This window comes from Lysinibacillus fusiformis, from assembly GCF_002845985.1.
GTDB lineage: Bacteria > Bacillota > Bacilli > Bacillales_A > Planococcaceae > Lysinibacillus > Lysinibacillus fusiformis_D.
In genome coordinates this window covers 33235-49163 of the sequence record NZ_PDFK01000013.1, presented here as the reverse complement: position 1 = coordinate 49163, position 15929 = coordinate 33235, and the positions used below count along the sequence as shown (strand labels likewise).

11 protein-coding genes are annotated in these 15929 nt (G+C 38.7%); 2 read left to right on the top strand and 9 right to left on the bottom strand.

Annotation, left to right across the window (positions count from 1 at the left end):
* Window positions 1-273: 273 nt before the first annotated feature.
* From CRI88_RS22055 to hutH, 8 genes are all read right to left on the bottom strand, one after another.
* Entirely contained in the window at window positions 274-2127 is a 1854-nt protein-coding gene (locus tag CRI88_RS22055) for an SLC13 family permease (protein WP_101967048.1), read from the bottom strand.
* Window positions 2128-2291: 164 nt separating this feature from the next.
* Window positions 2292-2906, bottom strand: coding sequence for a nicotinate-nucleotide adenylyltransferase (gene nadD, locus CRI88_RS22050; RefSeq protein ID WP_101967047.1), 615 nt, complete (start codon window positions 2904-2906; stop codon window positions 2292-2294).
* Between the two features lie 5 nt (window positions 2907-2911).
* Window positions 2912-4372, bottom strand: coding sequence for a nicotinate phosphoribosyltransferase (locus tag CRI88_RS22045; RefSeq protein ID WP_101967046.1), 1461 nt, complete (start codon window positions 4370-4372; stop codon window positions 2912-2914).
* A 19-nt stretch (window positions 4373-4391) separates the two neighbouring features.
* Window positions 4392-4946, bottom strand: a complete 555-nt coding sequence (locus CRI88_RS22040; RefSeq protein WP_101967045.1) for a cysteine hydrolase family protein — start codon at window positions 4944-4946, stop codon at window positions 4392-4394.
* Between the two features lie 79 nt (window positions 4947-5025).
* Window positions 5026-5826, bottom strand: a complete 801-nt coding sequence (locus CRI88_RS22035; protein WP_058844641.1) for an NUDIX domain-containing protein — start codon at window positions 5824-5826, stop codon at window positions 5026-5028.
* Window positions 5827-5976: 150 nt separating this feature from the next.
* Window positions 5977-7254, bottom strand: a complete 1278-nt coding sequence (gene hutI / locus CRI88_RS22030; RefSeq protein ID WP_058844642.1) for an imidazolonepropionase — start codon at window positions 7252-7254, stop codon at window positions 5977-5979.
* Entirely contained in the window at window positions 7251-8921 is a 1671-nt protein-coding gene (gene hutU / locus CRI88_RS22025) for a urocanate hydratase (RefSeq protein ID WP_058844643.1), read from the bottom strand. The genes hutI and hutU overlap by 4 nt, the downstream gene beginning before the upstream one ends.
* Before the next feature lie 161 nt (window positions 8922-9082).
* A complete protein-coding gene (hutH, locus tag CRI88_RS22020; RefSeq protein WP_058844644.1) occupies window positions 9083-10597 on the bottom strand; it encodes a histidine ammonia-lyase in 1515 nt (504 codons plus the stop codon).
* Window positions 10598-10878: 281 nt separating this feature from the next.
* Between hutH and CRI88_RS22015 the strand changes: the two genes are divergently transcribed.
* Window positions 10879-12333, top strand: coding sequence for a helix-turn-helix domain-containing protein (locus CRI88_RS22015; protein ID WP_101967044.1), 1455 nt, complete (start codon window positions 10879-10881; stop codon window positions 12331-12333).
* Window positions 12334-12643: 310 nt separating this feature from the next.
* Window positions 12644-14149, top strand: a complete 1506-nt coding sequence (locus tag CRI88_RS22010) for a catalase (protein WP_036125644.1) — start codon at window positions 12644-12646, stop codon at window positions 14147-14149.
* A 244-nt stretch (window positions 14150-14393) separates the two neighbouring features.
* Here the strand turns inward: CRI88_RS22010 and CRI88_RS22005 are convergent, their stop codons facing one another.
* Complete coding sequence (locus tag CRI88_RS22005; RefSeq protein WP_101967043.1) at window positions 14394-15743, bottom strand: IS1182-like element ISBsp5 family transposase; 1350 nt, start codon at window positions 15741-15743, stop codon at window positions 14394-14396.
* Between the last annotated feature and the right edge of the window lie 186 nt (window positions 15744-15929).

Below are 15929 nucleotides of genomic sequence, written 5' to 3'. Positions count from 1 at the left end.
TTGCTTTGTTTTAGCGTGTCACCGTGGCGACTTGTATAATACTACACTCTTATTTTTAAAAGGTCAACACTTTTCTTGAAAAAAATTTAACTTTTTTCTTGGTAATGAAAAACTTCCTATATATACCCGTAAAAATAATGACAACCTAAAATTCAATTTTCACAAGTGAGTGCCATGTTATACCGCTATCTAAAAAAGAATTTTATCATACTTTTCGATAAAAAATAATAGATCTTTATATAAAATAAAAAACTCGGTATAGAAACCGAGTTTTTAAAACGGGAAAAAGAATGGGATGGCAATCATCATAACGATAAACATAACAATTTGTAATGGTATCCCTATTCTTACAAAATCCATAAATTTATAGCCCCCCGCCGTCATTACTAGCGCATTCGTAGGGGAAGCAATTGGCGTAGCAAATGCCATACTTGCCGCAACCGCTACTGCAATCATAAATGTTGTAGGACTAACTTCCATAGCAATGGCTGCACTCATTGCTATGGGCGCGAACAATACAGCAGTTGCCGTATTACTTATAAATTGACCAAATATAGCTGTTAAAATATAAATACCAATGAGCACGCCATATGGTCCAAAATCACCCAAGGCATTAATAATACCATCCGATAAAATGGTCATGCCTCCAGTTTTTTCTAACGCCGTTGCCATTGGCAACATTGCAGCCACTAGCACAATACTTTCAAAATTCATATTGCTATAGGCATCTTCCATGTTTCGTAAACAGCCTGTTAATATCATCAACACAGCACCAATCATTACTGAGATCACAGCTGGGAAAACTTCGAATGCCATTAAAATAATCATCAACAGCATAATTAAACCGGCAATACCAGCTTTACCTGTAGCGGCTGCCACACTCGCGTGTTCTTTAGGCTGACCGACAACCACGACATCCTGGGTCTCTCTTGCTAACAAGAGAATTTCATCCCATGCTCCCTGTACTAATATGGCATCTCCAAATTTCAATTTATGAGAAACCATATCCTGAAGCTTATAACCACCTCTGCGATTAATGCCAATGATATTTAAATTATATTTTTCCCTGAATCCAAGAGAGCTAACAGTTTCATTAATAAAACTCGAATTAGGTGTCAGCAACACCTCTGCAATACCGAGATGTTTCGATACCAATTCATCAGCTTCTCCTTCCACTAACCCTTGCATCTCAAGATGATAATCCTCAACAAAACGACGAATATCCTCTACTTCTCCTTGAACATAAAGCTCGTCCTTGGCATGAATGACACTAGTTGGACCTGCCATTTCCTGATATGTCATCGGCAGTAAATTGATACCCTCCTGTGATTTACGATGAATTTTCATCATACAGAGCGTGTACTTAGCTGGCAGTTTTAGCTCTGCTAAAGATGTCTCAATAATCGGTGAGTCTTCAGGAACAGCGATTTTAAATAGACGATTATTTAAATCATATTGCTTAATAATTTTTTTTGGTGAAAGTTTATAGCCTTCATTTGTTTGTGTACGATTTTGATCCTTTGGTAATAGAATATTACGTACAAGCACTAAATAAGTAATTCCAGCAATCATCCCTACAATACCAATAGGGGTCACTTCAAAAAAGCCAAGTTTATTATAGCCTCGATCAACCAATAACTGACTGACAATTAAATTGGTTGGTGACGCAATCAGTGTCATCAGACCAGAAAGACTTGCTACATATGAGAGTGGGAGTAGAAACTTAGACGGACTAACTTTCATACTAATCGCTATACTTACAACGATTGGCATCATTAATGCTACGGTACCAGTATTGCTCATAAAGGCACCAACAGATCCTACAATAATAAGCAGTAGCACAAATAATTTCAGCTCACTATTGCCCGACCATTTAAGTAAGAGTTGCCCTGCCATTCCTGCTAGACCTGTGCGTAATATTCCAGCGCCCACGACAAATAGCCCTGCAATCATTAAAACGACAGAGTTTGAAAAACCAGCTAATGCCTCCGTTGGCGTTAGAATATCCGCAATGACAAATGCTAGAAGTGACACAATCGCTACAAGATCTGCTCGTATTTTATTGGTCACAAATGCAAAAATTGTTGCTCCTAAAATAAGAAATGTTAATGTAAGCTGCACATCCATGAATTCCTTTCTAACATTAATCATTGTAATTATCGTCAGCAAAAAGGGTGTATTCCATTGCTATTTTTATTATAGCTTACCTAGAGCTACATATGATGAAATTCACCATCTTTTCAAAATTAAAAAAAGTGCGGCGTCCAACCACACTTAAAAAAATAATTCCACTATTTTTGATAAAGATGATGCTCTTTAATATAGTCGTAACAAGCAGTAGGCAAGAGGTATCTCGGCTCTCCCCCCATCGCAAATTCCTCACGAATATAAGTAGAGCTAATTTCCATCGCTAGCCCTTTATCTATCAGATGGAATCTACCATCATCATTATTTCTTAAAATGGGAGAACGACTAATCGTTGATAGCATATCGATGCCATGTCTAGCCATTACAATAAATTTATTCTCCGCAACTAATGCGTCACCTTTTTTCCACAATCCCGCGCCGATATCCACTAATAAATCAGCGCCCATGATAAAATGCAATTCATCCTCTGGATGTTTTTCTCTAAAGTATTTCATCGTGTCATAAGTATAGATGTTCCAGCCTTCTTGGTCCATCTCATAGGAATCTGCAATAAAACGATCATCCTTAGCAATGGCCAGCTGTAGCATATTCCAACGATGAGTATCTGCTGTTTTTATCGTTTTATCTTTACGTTTGTTTGAACAAGGTAAAAAAATGACTCTATCTAATTTACAACGGTGCGCGACTGTGCTTGCTGTCCAAAGATGAACATTGGTAATAGGATCAAAGGATGAACCATAAATACCTATTCTCGCCATTGTAGCTACCTCCTATCTTGTGAAATTTTTTCTTTTATGTCCTGTATGCTTGCCATTTTATTGTCCCAACATGCTTGACTTAAATCGACAGGATACTCTTCGGGATTCATTGTTCGTTTATATTCACACCACAGTAAATGTAAATTTTCTTTCACATATGCTTGTGTTTCTTGAATTGTAGGTTCCTCATAAACTACTTTTCCGTTTTCTACGATGCTTTCATGTAAATCTTTTGCAAAAAAATTCGTTACAAATTTACTAATATACGTATGAACAGGGTGGAACATTTTCAATCTTTCTTCTTGCTCTATGTTTTCTCCCTCTAATGCAATATAGTCTCCTTCAGCATGACCATTATCCATATTAATAATACGGTAAACACGTTTACGCCCTGGTGTAGTCACTTTTTCAGGATTTGCTGAAATTTTAATGGTATCTACCATATCTCCACTTTCGTTTTCAATTGAAACTAATTTATATACCCCACCAAGAGCTGCCTGATCATAGGCTGTAATAAGCTTCGTTCCGATTCCCCAAGCGTCAATTTGTGCACCTTGCGACTTTAAATGCATAATTGTATATTCGTCCAAATCATTCGAAGCCATAATTTTTGCTTCTGTAAATCCTGCAGCATCTAGCATTTTTCTTGCCTGTTTTGAAAGATATGCTAGATCACCACTGTCTAAACGAATACCAATAAAATTAATGTGATCTCCTAGCTCCTTTGCTACACGAATCGCATTAGGAACGCCCGAACGTAACGTATCATAGGTATCTACTAAAAATACACAATCTTTATGTGCCGCTGCATATTTTTTAAATGCAGTGTACTCATCCCGATAGGTTTGAATCATTGCATGGGCATGCGTTCCTGACACGGGGATACCGAATAATTTTCCTGCTCTTACATTACTTGTTGAAGAGAATCCACCTATATAGGCAGCACGAGTTCCCCAAATAGCTGCATCAAATTCATGTGCACGTCGAGTACCAAACTCCATCACGACATCCTCACCTGTCACTTGTTTAATGCGTGAAGCCTTTGTCGCAATCAACGTTTGATAGTTCACAATATTTAACAAAGGAGTTTCCATTAATTGGGCTTCTACCAATGGGGCTTCAATTCGTAGGATAGGCTCATTCGCAAAGACTAGTTCTCCTTCCCTCATCGCCTTAATCGATCCAGTAAACTTAAGCTCCTGTAAATATTGAAGAAATTCCTCTGGATATTTTCCTTCTTCTCGTAAATATTGAATATCACTTTGAGAGAAACCGAAGTTATTAATAAACTCGATAGCTTTTTTTAAGCCTGCAAATACCGCATAACCATTGCCAAATGGAAGGTTTCTAAAATATAGCTCAAAAACAGCTTTGCGTTGATGAGCCCCATCTTGCCAGTAAGTTTGAACCATATTAATTTGATATAGATCTGTGTGTAACATAAAACTATCGTCAGCATATTTCATGTTTTTCCCTCCATTCATGTCAAATCACAGTGGCGCCAAGTGTATGCTCGAAATGTCCTAACGCCCACTCATGGCCTGTTTGATTAAAGGAGGCGACAGCATTCTTATGAATGACGACTTCGAACCCTTTATTATAAGCATCGACAGCTGTATGAAGAACACAGATATCTGTACAAACGCCGATTAAGTGAAGCTCAGTAATGCCTCTTTCACGTAGTTTCAGCTCTAAATCTGTCCCTGCAAAAGCTGAGTAGCGCGTTTTATCAATGTAATAGACATGATCCTGCTCTTTATGTGCTTCGTACAACGGTTTTAAAGCGCCAAATAAATCTCTGCCTTTTGTATTTCGAATATTATGTGGTGGAAATAGCTTTGTTTCTGGATGATAAACATCTCCTCGTTCATGAACATCGATGGCAAACACCGTAAACTCACCATTCAATATAAATTCCTTCGTTAAGCCTACATTTGCTTGCTCAAGCAGCTGGCCAGGCTCTCCACAAGTTAAGGCTCCATCAGATGCAACAAAATCAACTGTATAATCAATATTAATTAATGCTCGCTTTTTCATCATCTCATCACTCCGTTTTTAATTAGTAATAGCTAAATTACAAATTACTACATTTAAAACAATCAGGAAAGACGGATCTTTCCTAATGATAAATGGACTCCACCATTTCAAAATTATTAAATCTATATAGTTGCGAAGGTCTGAATGAATTTCGTTTAGTTTTCTTCGGTTTGCCTTCCTCATCTAATATTTTTTCGATAAAAGGTAATTTGGGTGCTTTTGTAAAGAACACCGAATCATTAGAAATTCGAGGATCTTCCCCAACTGTTAAAAGTACTCGCTGTAATTCTGACAAAGTGAATGCTTGTGGTAAAAAATTTTTAGCAACGGTTGTTTGAATCATATCTCTTTTAATAAAATTCAACGCATCTGTAATAATTTTTCTATGATCGAAGGCTAGTTGAAGTGTAAATACACTTTCTATATCAAACAGTTCTACCTCAGCCGCATCATCATTTGCTTGACGTTGTTCAATATAGGTCTCAGGAACAATTGCGTAAAATGCATTTGAGATCATCCAACCACGAGGATCTCGATCGATTTGATCATAAACACCAAAGTGTTGAACATGCAAACCTTCAACATTGGTTTCTTCTTTTAATTCTCGTTTAGCTGCGATATAGGCTGTTTCTTTTTGATCGGCATCTACAAATCCTCCTGGGAGTGCCCATTTCCCTCCTTCAATATTCGGATTTCCATCAGCATCCTTAGCCGCACGCTTAATTAGCATAATCTTAAGCGTCATGTTGGGCGGCGCCTTTTCTTCTGTTTTCTCTGACGTAATTGTAAAAATGGCAATATCTGCGGTATATCCATCAGGTGTTTGATATTTTGAAGAATCATAATGCTCAAGCACTTCTTCCTCAGTACGGAATTTTGTCATTGTATAACCCCTTTAATTGATTACAAGGTTAAGTAATTTGTAATTCAATAATTACTATTTAATTGTATTATAATCTTCCTTCAAGGTAATTGCAACTCAATTTTAAAAAAGCATAAATAAAGCTTCCTCAGCCTTATTTATGCCCATTTTTTATCGATTATTCAACAGAATGCCGTTTTGTACAACAACTTGCCCATTTTTGATAACTGTATGTGTATGGTTCATACCATAGAAATATTGTAACTGCTTATAGTTGGCAACATCTAAAATAAGTACATCCGCTTTTTTATTCGCTTCCAAGGAACCTATTTGTTTGCCTCGATTTAATGCATAAGCTGCATTAATCGTTGTCGCAGTTAACACTTCCTCCAATGTCATGCCCATATGCATACAGGCTAAATTCATAATAAATGGTAAACTCATTGTCGGTGATGATCCCGGGTTAAAATCTGTTGATATTGCTACAGGCACCCCTTCATCAATCATTAGACGTCCTCTTGCATATGGTGCACGTAAAAAGAATGCAGTTCCTGGCAGTAATACAGCAATTGTGCCCGCTTCAGCCATTTTTAGAATTCCTTTATCAGAAGCAACCAGCAAATGCTCTGCCGAAATAGCTCCCACCTCGGCAGCAAGCTCCGCTCCTTGATAAGGCTCGATTTCATCAGCATGTATTTTCGGTGTTAAGCCAAGAGCTTTGCCAGCCTCTAAAATGCGCTGAGATTGCTCTGGTGTAAAGACACCCTTTTCACAAAATACATCATTAAATTCTGCCAGTTTTAGCTCTGCCACCTTGGGCAACATGTCATGGATTACAACATCAACAAATTCATCCTCACGTTCCTTATAGTCGCGTGGTACTGCATGCGCACCCATAAACGTACTAACAATATCAACGTCATGTGTAGCTTGTAATTGTTTCGCTACCTCTAGCTGCTTCTTTTCCGTATCCCAATCCAATCCATAACCTGATTTTGCTTCAACAGTTGTCACACCATGCTTTAAAAATACATCTAAATGCTGCATCGTCTTTTCATATAATTCTTCAAAGCTGGTTTCTCGTGTACGCTTTGTTGTAGCATGAATACCGCCACCTGCGTTCATAATTTCCATATAGGTAGAACCATTAAGTCTCATATTAAATTCTTGTTCACGTGTTCCACCATGCACTAAATGGGTATGACAATCCACTAAACCTGGCATCACAATCTTACCAGTAGCATCAATAATGTCTGCTTTCCTTACTAAATCAGGGAAATCTACTTCCAGTTGTTCAAAAGCTCCAACAGCTACAATACGATCTTCTTCAATTAGTACACAGCCATTTTCTACTACCGCAATTTCCTGCATTTGTTCTTTCGTACGCGGTCCTTGTGCATTACTTCTCAAAGTAATTACTTCATTGGCATTTCTAATTAGAATGGTCACTTCACATCACCCTTTAACATTGGTATATGGACACCTTTGTTTTTTGCCGTATTAATCGCAATCTCATAGCCTGCATCAGCATGACGGGCAACACCCATGCCAGGGTCCGAAATCAATACTCGTGCGATTTTTTCAGCAGCAAGCGCCGATCCATCCGCAACTAGTACTTGACCTGCATGCTGTGAATATCCCATTCCTACACCACCGCCATGATGCACACTCACCCAGCTCGCACCACTAGCAGTATTTACAAGCGCATTTAAAATTGGCCAATCCGATACTGCATCCGAACCATCCATCATCCCTTCTGTTTCACGATTTGGTGATGCGACTGAACCTGAATCTAAATGATCACGCCCAAAGACAATCGGTGCTGACAATTCACCATTCGCAACCATTTCGTTTACCTTTAATGCAAAGCGATGACGATCACCATAGCCTAACCAGCAAATACGAGCTGGTAACCCCTGCCATTTAACCATTTTTTGCGCCATATCAATCCAATTGACTAGACCTTCGTCTTCAGCGAACATCTCTTTCGCAAGTGCATCTGTTTTATAAATATCCTCAGGGTTTCCTGAAAGAGCCGCCCAACGGAATGGTCCCTTTCCTTCACAGAATAGTGGACGAATATAGGCTGGTACAAAGCCCGGGAAATCGAAGGCATTCGTTACACCCATCTCTTTGGCATAGGCACGAATATTATTTCCATAATCAAATACTTCTGCACCTGCATCTTGAAACGCTAGCATTGTACGAACATGCTCTGCCATTGTTTCTTTCGCTTTGTGCTCATACGTTTTAACGTCCGATTTCCGAAGTGCTAATGCTTCTTCAAATGTCATGCCATTTGGTACATAGCCATTAATCGGGTCATGTGCAGATGTTTGATCCGTCACAAAATCCGGAATAATCCCTCGATTTAACAGCTCACGATTGACATCTGCACAATTCCCTACAAGACCAATAGAAGCTGGCTCTTTCTGATTACGTAATTTATCGACTAATGCAATGGCTTCATCCACAGTCTCCACGATGTAATCACAGTATCCTTCTTTTATTTTACGTTCAATGCGGGCACGATCCACTTCAACGACTAAGATTACAGCGCCTGCCATTTTCCCAGCTAACGGCTGTGCACCACTCATACCGCCCATACCACCTGTTAGGATGAATTTACCACGTAAATCCGCAGTGCCAAATACCTTCTTCCCTGCTTCTACGAATGATAAATAAGTTCCCTGTAAAATGCCCTGAGCACCAATATAAATCCAGCTACCCGCAGTCATTTGCCCATACATCATTAAATCTCTGTCCTCTAATTCATAGAAATGATCCCAATTTGCCCATGCAGGTACTAGGTTTGAATTGGCAATTAATACACGGGGAGAATGCTCATGCGTACGGAATACAGCTACTGGCTTCCCTGATTGAATCAGCAGTGTTTCATCATTCTCTAATTCTTTTAAAGAAGCAATAATTTGTTCATAGCTTTCCCAGTTACGAGCAGCCTTTCCAATACCACCGTACACAATCAGCTCATCTGGGTTCTCAGCCACCTCTGGGTCTAGATTGTTCATTAACATACGCATTGCCGCTTCCTGTGTCCATCCCTTACATGTTAGTTCACTTCCACGTGGTGCACGAATATCTGTTTTGAATACCATAAAAACACGCTCCTTTTCATAAAAATACTATTAGTTTGAAAGTGTAGATACTAAAATAAAGACTGAATATTCAGACTTAAAAGCATATAATTATATCCAAAGCAGAGGTGACTCGGATTAACGAGTCTTGCCTCAGCCTTTGCTATTTCATTCAACCCTATTTACACATACTCATTTACTAGATCATTACTTGCTAGTAAGTATTTCGCCAATGCTTCAATTTCGTCACCAATTGGTTGATCCGCTAATAAAGGTGGACAGAATTCACGCACTTTCTCTAAGAATTTACGTGTTGTTGGAGATAATTGCTCTTCCGCCTTATCTAAATGGATTGCCTGAGAAGCACAAATTAATTCTATTGCGATAACGCGAGCCGCATTGTGAACAATCTGACGTACTTGACGGGCCGATGTTGTTCCCATACTTACATGGTCCTCTTGGTTACCTGATGTAGGAATAGAATCCACACTAGAAGGATGAGCTAATACTTTATTTTCTGAGACAATAGAAGCTGCTGTATATTGTGCAATCATTAGTCCACATTCAATCCCAGGGTTTGTTGCCAAGAACGGCGGTAATCCTTCGTTAAGATGTGGATTTACCATACGTTCTGTACGACGTTCTGAAATATTAGCCCATTCACTTACACCAATCTTCAAAAAGTCCATTGCCAAGGCAATTGGCTGACCATGGAAATGACCACCCGATAGTACCTCACCACTTTCTAAAACAATCGGATTATCTGTAGTCGCGTTCATTTCAGTTTGAACACGATTCTCCGCGTAGAAAAAGGACTGCCAAGAAGCACCGTGTACTTGCGGAATACAGCGTAGCGAGTAAGCATCCTGCATGCGAATTTCGCCTTGCTTTGTGACACGTTTACTACCATCAAGCCACTTACGAATACGTCCCCCCACCAGTTCTAATTCTGGATGTGGCCTTACTGCTAATAGCGCTGGATCAAATGCTGACGTAATGCCCTTTAAAGCTTCTAGCGTCAAGCTTGCCGCCATATCCGCCGCAAGTCCAATTCGTTCAGCTTCATTGACTGTTAATACACCAATTCCTGTCATAGCTTGCGTACCATTAACAAGTGCCAGCCCCTCTTTAGCTTGAAGTCGAACTGGTGTTAACTCCGCTCGTTGTAGCGCCTCGCTTCCACTCATAACTTCTCCGTTAAACTCCGCCTTACCTTCTCCCACTAGCACTAATGCCAAATGCGATAATGGCGCCAAATCGCCGCTTGCTCCCACCGAACCTTGTGACGGAACAATCGGATGCACTCCTTTATTAATAAACTCCAATAACAGCTGTACGGTTTCCTCACGAATGCCAGAAAATCCTCTAGCTAAAGCATTGGCACGTAACACCATCATTGCACGTACAACATCAGTAGGGAACGGTTCACCAACACCCGTTGCATCAGATCGTAATAAATTCAGCTGCAATAGCTCAATATCCTCTTGCTCAATTTTTATATTGCTGAGTTGCCCAAAGCCTGTATTCACTCCATAAATCGTTTGTCCTTCAGCTAAGCGTTTCTCGATACGCTCTCTACTTAAACGAATACGTTGTAAACTATTAACAGAAAGTGCAACTGTTGCTTGCCCCTTAACGATTTCCTCAATTTGTTGTCTTGTTAATGTATTGCCATCAAGCTCGATGATCGATTTCACATGACATCCTCCTATTCCCTATCTAACTATGTAAATAAAAACTCCTCATTTATTGGTCGTAATATTAAAAACTTCAGCATTAAATTCCATTTAAGCGTTTTCATTGTACAAGTGGTTTCTGCTGATGATTTATTACTCTATTTACATTGTACTCACTACTTTTTTCAGAATATAGAGAATTTTAAAAGAGAAAAGAAGATTTTTTTCAGATTCCTATGTTATTTTTAATAATATAATCGTATTTTTATATGAAACTGGAATATTTTATAGGAGTTGATGTAATGAAGCTATTATTAATTGATCGTGATCCTACCGACTTGGCAGGCATAAAGTGGTTTTTACATACCTATTTCCCTGGAGACGTCTTCATTGAAATGTGCACAAGTATTTCAGAGGTGCCCCAAAGAATTCGATTATTTGAACCGGACGCCATTCTGTTAAATATCGATCTATTTCCTAATAATCGCTTAACGGCTCTTTATCGGGATTTACAAAAGCTATCTGGTGCCATTCTTGCAATGACGACAGAACCTTTATTTAAAAATGCATTGAAGGCAATAGATTTACAAGTGGCCCATCTCTTTGTAAAACCCATTGATTTAGAATTATTAAAACAAAAGCTCACAACCATTTCTCTTCGCACACCACAGGTCACGGAATATGCACAGGAGACTACAAATGATTCCTTTTATTATCAATTATTTTTAGATAACAAATCTAGTTCAATTGAGACGACCATACATTTCACAATGATGGAGCCAGAACATATCGAAACTTTTAATAAGCTTTACAATTGGCTACAACAAACACCTATCCACTTCCATATGAAAACCTACCCTCTGTCCAATACAATTGTATGCCTTTTTCAAACAAGTGACATAAAGATGGTAGAAAAGGATGTCCGTGCACTTATGATGGAATGGCGGTTAATTAGTAATAGTTCTTTAAATATTGGCATTTATGATGGGCCACCGACAACCATCAAAAACATGTATACATTAACAAAGCGCGCACTACATCAAAGCTTTTACGAAGGCTTTGGTCATATTTTTTATGCAAGCAAACAAATTGAAACACAGCCCTTTGATCCCTTATTAACACCAGAAGAGCAACAATTGTTAATCAGTAGTTTGGAAGACGGAAACCTTGAAGCCGTTAAAACATTTTTATACCAGCTATCTAATGAGGGAATATATTATGAGCAAGATGATCTACGTATTCATTTAACAAGTGTTCTAGCACAAATTCGACGCTTTATGTTGAAATATAAATTACACGAAAAAGCAGTTATCGAGCAAAGCTATCGTCAGCTATTTCACTTAATCATTGAACATCCTATATTTTATACAATTCTCAATGGCATTATTTCTTTCACACAAACATTAATTGAATTAGCGCGGGAAGCTCGAATGGAGAAACGAGCCGATTATGTTGAACTAGCTTTAGAAATAATTGATCAACAATTTAATGATAGCTCCTTGTCCCTGCCCTTCGTCGCCCATAAGCTCGGAATCAGCCCAAATTATTTAAGTACCATTTTCTCAAAGAAGCAAGGCTTACCATTTAAACGCTATTTACAGCAAATAAGAATTCATCATGCTACTAACATGCTGCTAGAAACGGATTTTTCCATTAGTGAAATTGCCCATTTAAACGGTTTTGATGATCCTAATTATTTCATTAAAATATTTAAACAACAAATCGGCATAACGCCTAATCGATATCGAAAAAACTAAAAGATAATTGATTGAAATAATTTTCAATTAGTCCATTTTATTTTCAATAAAGGTTTTTACAATGTAGTCATTATCTTAAAATTCATGTCATTTTCATACCTAATATTTTTTAAAAACGAGATTAGAAAAGTGAAATTTCTGGTGAAAACTATGTATAAAACGCCTTTCCTTCGCATATATTTATAGTTTATCTTTAAATATAAAAATTCTTTAACGATAATAATTATAATGTACTAGCAATTCTATTTTATATTTGTTATAGTTATAGATGAAGAGTTTGACTTATATTTTTTTCAGGAGGTAAACTAATATGACAAACGCAAATGATCGTAGCCGTCGTTTTACAACAGCAGGTGGCGCTCCAGTAGTAAGTAACCATGACTCTATGTCAGCAGGTCCACGTGGTCCTCTTTTACTTCAAGATGTATGGTTAGTTGAAAAATTAGCAAATTTTAACCGTGAAGTAATTCCTGAACGTCGTATGCACGCTAAAGGCTCAGGTGCATTTGGTACTTTTACTGTAACGCATGATATTACTCAATATACAAAAGCGAAAATTTTCTCAGAGATTGGCAAGAAAACAGAAATGTTCGCACGTTTCTCAACAGTTGCTGGTGAGCGTGGTGCTGCAGATGCTGAGCGCGATATTCGTGGCTTTGCCCTTAAATTCTATACAGAAGAAGGAAACTGGGATCTAGTAGGGAACAATACACCTGTATTCTTCTTCCGCGACCCATTACACTTTACAGATTTAAACCATGTCGTTAAACGTGATCCACGTACAAATATGAAAAACGCTAACTCCAACTGGGATTTCTGGACTCTATTACCTGAAGCGCTTCACCAAGTGACAATTGTAATGTCTGACCGTGGTATTCCAGCTGGTTACCGCAATATGCATGGATTTGGTTCTCATACGTATAGCTTTATCAATGCTGAAAATGAGCGTGTATGGGTTAAATTCCATTTCCGTACAGAGCAAGGTATTAAAAACTTAACAGGTGCTGAAGCTACTGAAGTTATCGGTCAAGATCGTGAATCTTCACAACGTGATCTATATGAAGCTATTGAAAAAGGCGATTTCCCTAAATGGAAAATGTATATTCAGGTTATGACAGAGGAGCAAGCTCGTGAGCTTCCATACAACCCATTTGACTTAACAAAAGTATGGTATAAAAAAGACTTCCCATTAATTCCTGTCGGTGAGTTCGAGTTAAATAAAAATCCGGATAACTACTTTGCAGAAGTTGAACAAGCTGCATTCGCACCATCTAACATTATTCCTGGTATTAGCTTCTCACCAGATAAAATGTTACAAGGTCGTATCTTTGCATACGCAGATGCACAACGCTATCGCCTAGGTGTAAACCACTATATGCTGCCAGTTAACGCACCGAAATGTCCATTCCGTACCTTCCATCGTGATGGTGCAATGCGCTTTGACGGCAACCTCGGTTCTACATTAGGCTATGAACCAAATAGCTATGGTGAATGGGAGCATAACCTAGACCATAAAGAGCCTGAATTACGCATTGATGGTCATGCAGGTATTCACGACTTCCGTGAAGATGATAACAATTACTTTGAGCAACCAGGTAAACTGTTCCGTTTAATGACTACAGAAGAGCAACAACGTCTATTTGAAAATACAGCGAATGATATGGCTTCTGTTGAAGAATTCATCAAACGCCGTCACATCCTTCACTGCTATTTAGCTGACCCAGCATATGGTGAGGGTGTCGCAAAAGCGATGGGTCTTTCGTTAGAAGGTATGGACCTTACAAACCCATATGTAAAACAACCAACTAACGTTTAATAGTCCACTTATTATTGATATCCAAATTCAACTTTTACTCCATGTGAATCTGTCATTCACATGGAGCTTTTTTATGATTAGAAAAGGCTTATGTCTATACTTTGACATAAGCCTTCAGACTGTAGACAAAAGCCCATCGAGAAGTTCACTCTCGATGGTTTTTGTCATTTTTCTTCCTATTTTATCTTTAACATTTGGTAATATACTACCAAATTCAACATACTCTTCGAGCATAGTTGCTCTCTTAAGCTACTTGCCACGTCCAAGTAGCCAGTTTCTTCAAATTCATGGCAGCAAAAGTAAGCATCGCCTGCATGGACAATTTTTTTAGACCTCTTAAGGTTGTCCATCGCATACCATGCTTTTCTTTTGCATCGGCAAAGACACGCTCAATCGTTTCTTTGCGCTTTGCATAAATCTGTTTGATGTCATAGGAATGGCGTAAATGTTCAGCTTCCTCCACATATGACTCCCAAATATGGCGTTGAATGAGTTTTTGATGATGCTTACTTTCTGTACATTGGGAAAGGCTTGGACACTTCGCACAAATCAAAGGATTCGATTTATATTGGCGATATCCTTCCTTCGTCGTTGTCGCATACTTCAATATCTGCCCTTGTGGGCAAAGATAACAATTATAGTGCTCGTCATATGTATACTCGTGCTTTCGGAAGAATCCATCTTTCGTTTTAGGACGTGTATACGGAAGAACAGGCAACATTTGATTCTCTAACAAAAAGTTCGTAATCGCTGGTGTTTTATAGGCTGCATCTGCCGCAACAGCTAATGGTTTTTGAACGTTTTCAATGACTCTTTCCACAAGTGGCTGTAATACATGACTATCGTGCACATTTCCCGGAGTCACAATGGCACCCAAGACAAAGCCCTTTTCATCTGTCGCTGCATGAAAAGAATACGCAAACTGTTTTGTACGTTCATCCTTCACGTAATATCCACTTTCAGGATCTGTCGTGCTTTCCTTTATTTCTTTCCATTCTTCTTTTTCAAATTTCTCCGGGGAAAAGGGCTTTTTTCCGTGTTCCTCACGATCAATATTTAACTCTAATTGAAGCTTCTCTTCATAAGCCCGTGTTTCTTTTCGCACAACTTTTTTATCATACTTTCGTTTATTCGCACTCGCTTTCACATGCGTAGAATCGATAAATAAATGGTCTGCATGGAGGAGTCCTTGATGCATAATCTCTTTTAATATACGATAAAATATCTGCTCAAATATATCGGTGTCTTGAAAGCGACGGACATAATTTTTACCAAAGGTAGAGAAATGCGGAACTTCTGTATGGAAGCCAAATCCTAAAAACCAACGATACGCCATATTGGTTTCAATTTCTTTGATGGTTTGACGCATGGACCGTATACCAAAAACGTACTGAATAAACGTCATTTTAAAGAGAACAACAGGATCAATACTAGGGCGTCCTTTAGCAGAGTAGAGGTTTTCTACTAAAGGATAGATAAATGAAAAATCAATAGCCGCCTCTAGTTTTCGTACTAAATGATCTTGGGGAACTAATTGATCAATCGTTAACATTTCTAATTGTTCACGTTCATTGGTTTGATTCTTCGTCATCATGCTTCATCACCTCAAAAGTTTACTTTTCAACACCCTATGTAGATAGAGTACTTTATGTAGAAGTTGATTGGAACGAAGGGCGGCGACTCCTGCGGGAAAAGCGGGAAAGTCGAGATCCTGGACTGAGCGAAGCGAGGGAAGCAGCTCGACCCCGCCCGCGGAAAGCGTCCGCCCGTAGTGGAAATC

What these genes read in the sequence shown, in the direction of transcription:
- CRI88_RS22040 (WP_101967045.1), bottom strand. Translation starts at nt 4,946, where the DNA reads ATGATGAAAAAGCGAGCATTAATTAATATTGATTATACAGTTGATTTT.
- nadD (WP_101967047.1), bottom strand. Translation starts at nt 2,906, where the DNA reads ATGGCGAGAATAGGTATTTATGGTTCATCCTTTGATCCTATTACCAAT.
- CRI88_RS22045 (WP_101967046.1), bottom strand. Translation starts at nt 4,372, where the DNA reads ATGAAATATGCTGACGATAGTTTTATGTTACACACAGATCTATATCAA.
- CRI88_RS22055 (WP_101967048.1), bottom strand. Translation starts at nt 2,127, where the DNA reads ATGGATGTGCAGCTTACATTAACATTTCTTATTTTAGGAGCAACAATT.
- CRI88_RS22015 (WP_101967044.1), top strand. Translation starts at nt 10,879, where the DNA reads ATGAAGCTATTATTAATTGATCGTGATCCTACCGACTTGGCAGGCATA.
- hutU (WP_058844643.1), bottom strand. Translation starts at nt 8,921, where the DNA reads ATGGTATTCAAAACAGATATTCGTGCACCACGTGGAAGTGAACTAACA.
- CRI88_RS22010 (WP_036125644.1), top strand. Translation starts at nt 12,644, where the DNA reads ATGACAAACGCAAATGATCGTAGCCGTCGTTTTACAACAGCAGGTGGC.
- CRI88_RS22005 (WP_101967043.1), bottom strand. Translation starts at nt 15,743, where the DNA reads ATGATGACGAAGAATCAAACCAATGAACGTGAACAATTAGAAATGTTA.
- CRI88_RS22035 (WP_058844641.1), bottom strand. Translation starts at nt 5,826, where the DNA reads ATGACAAAATTCCGTACTGAGGAAGAAGTGCTTGAGCATTATGATTCT.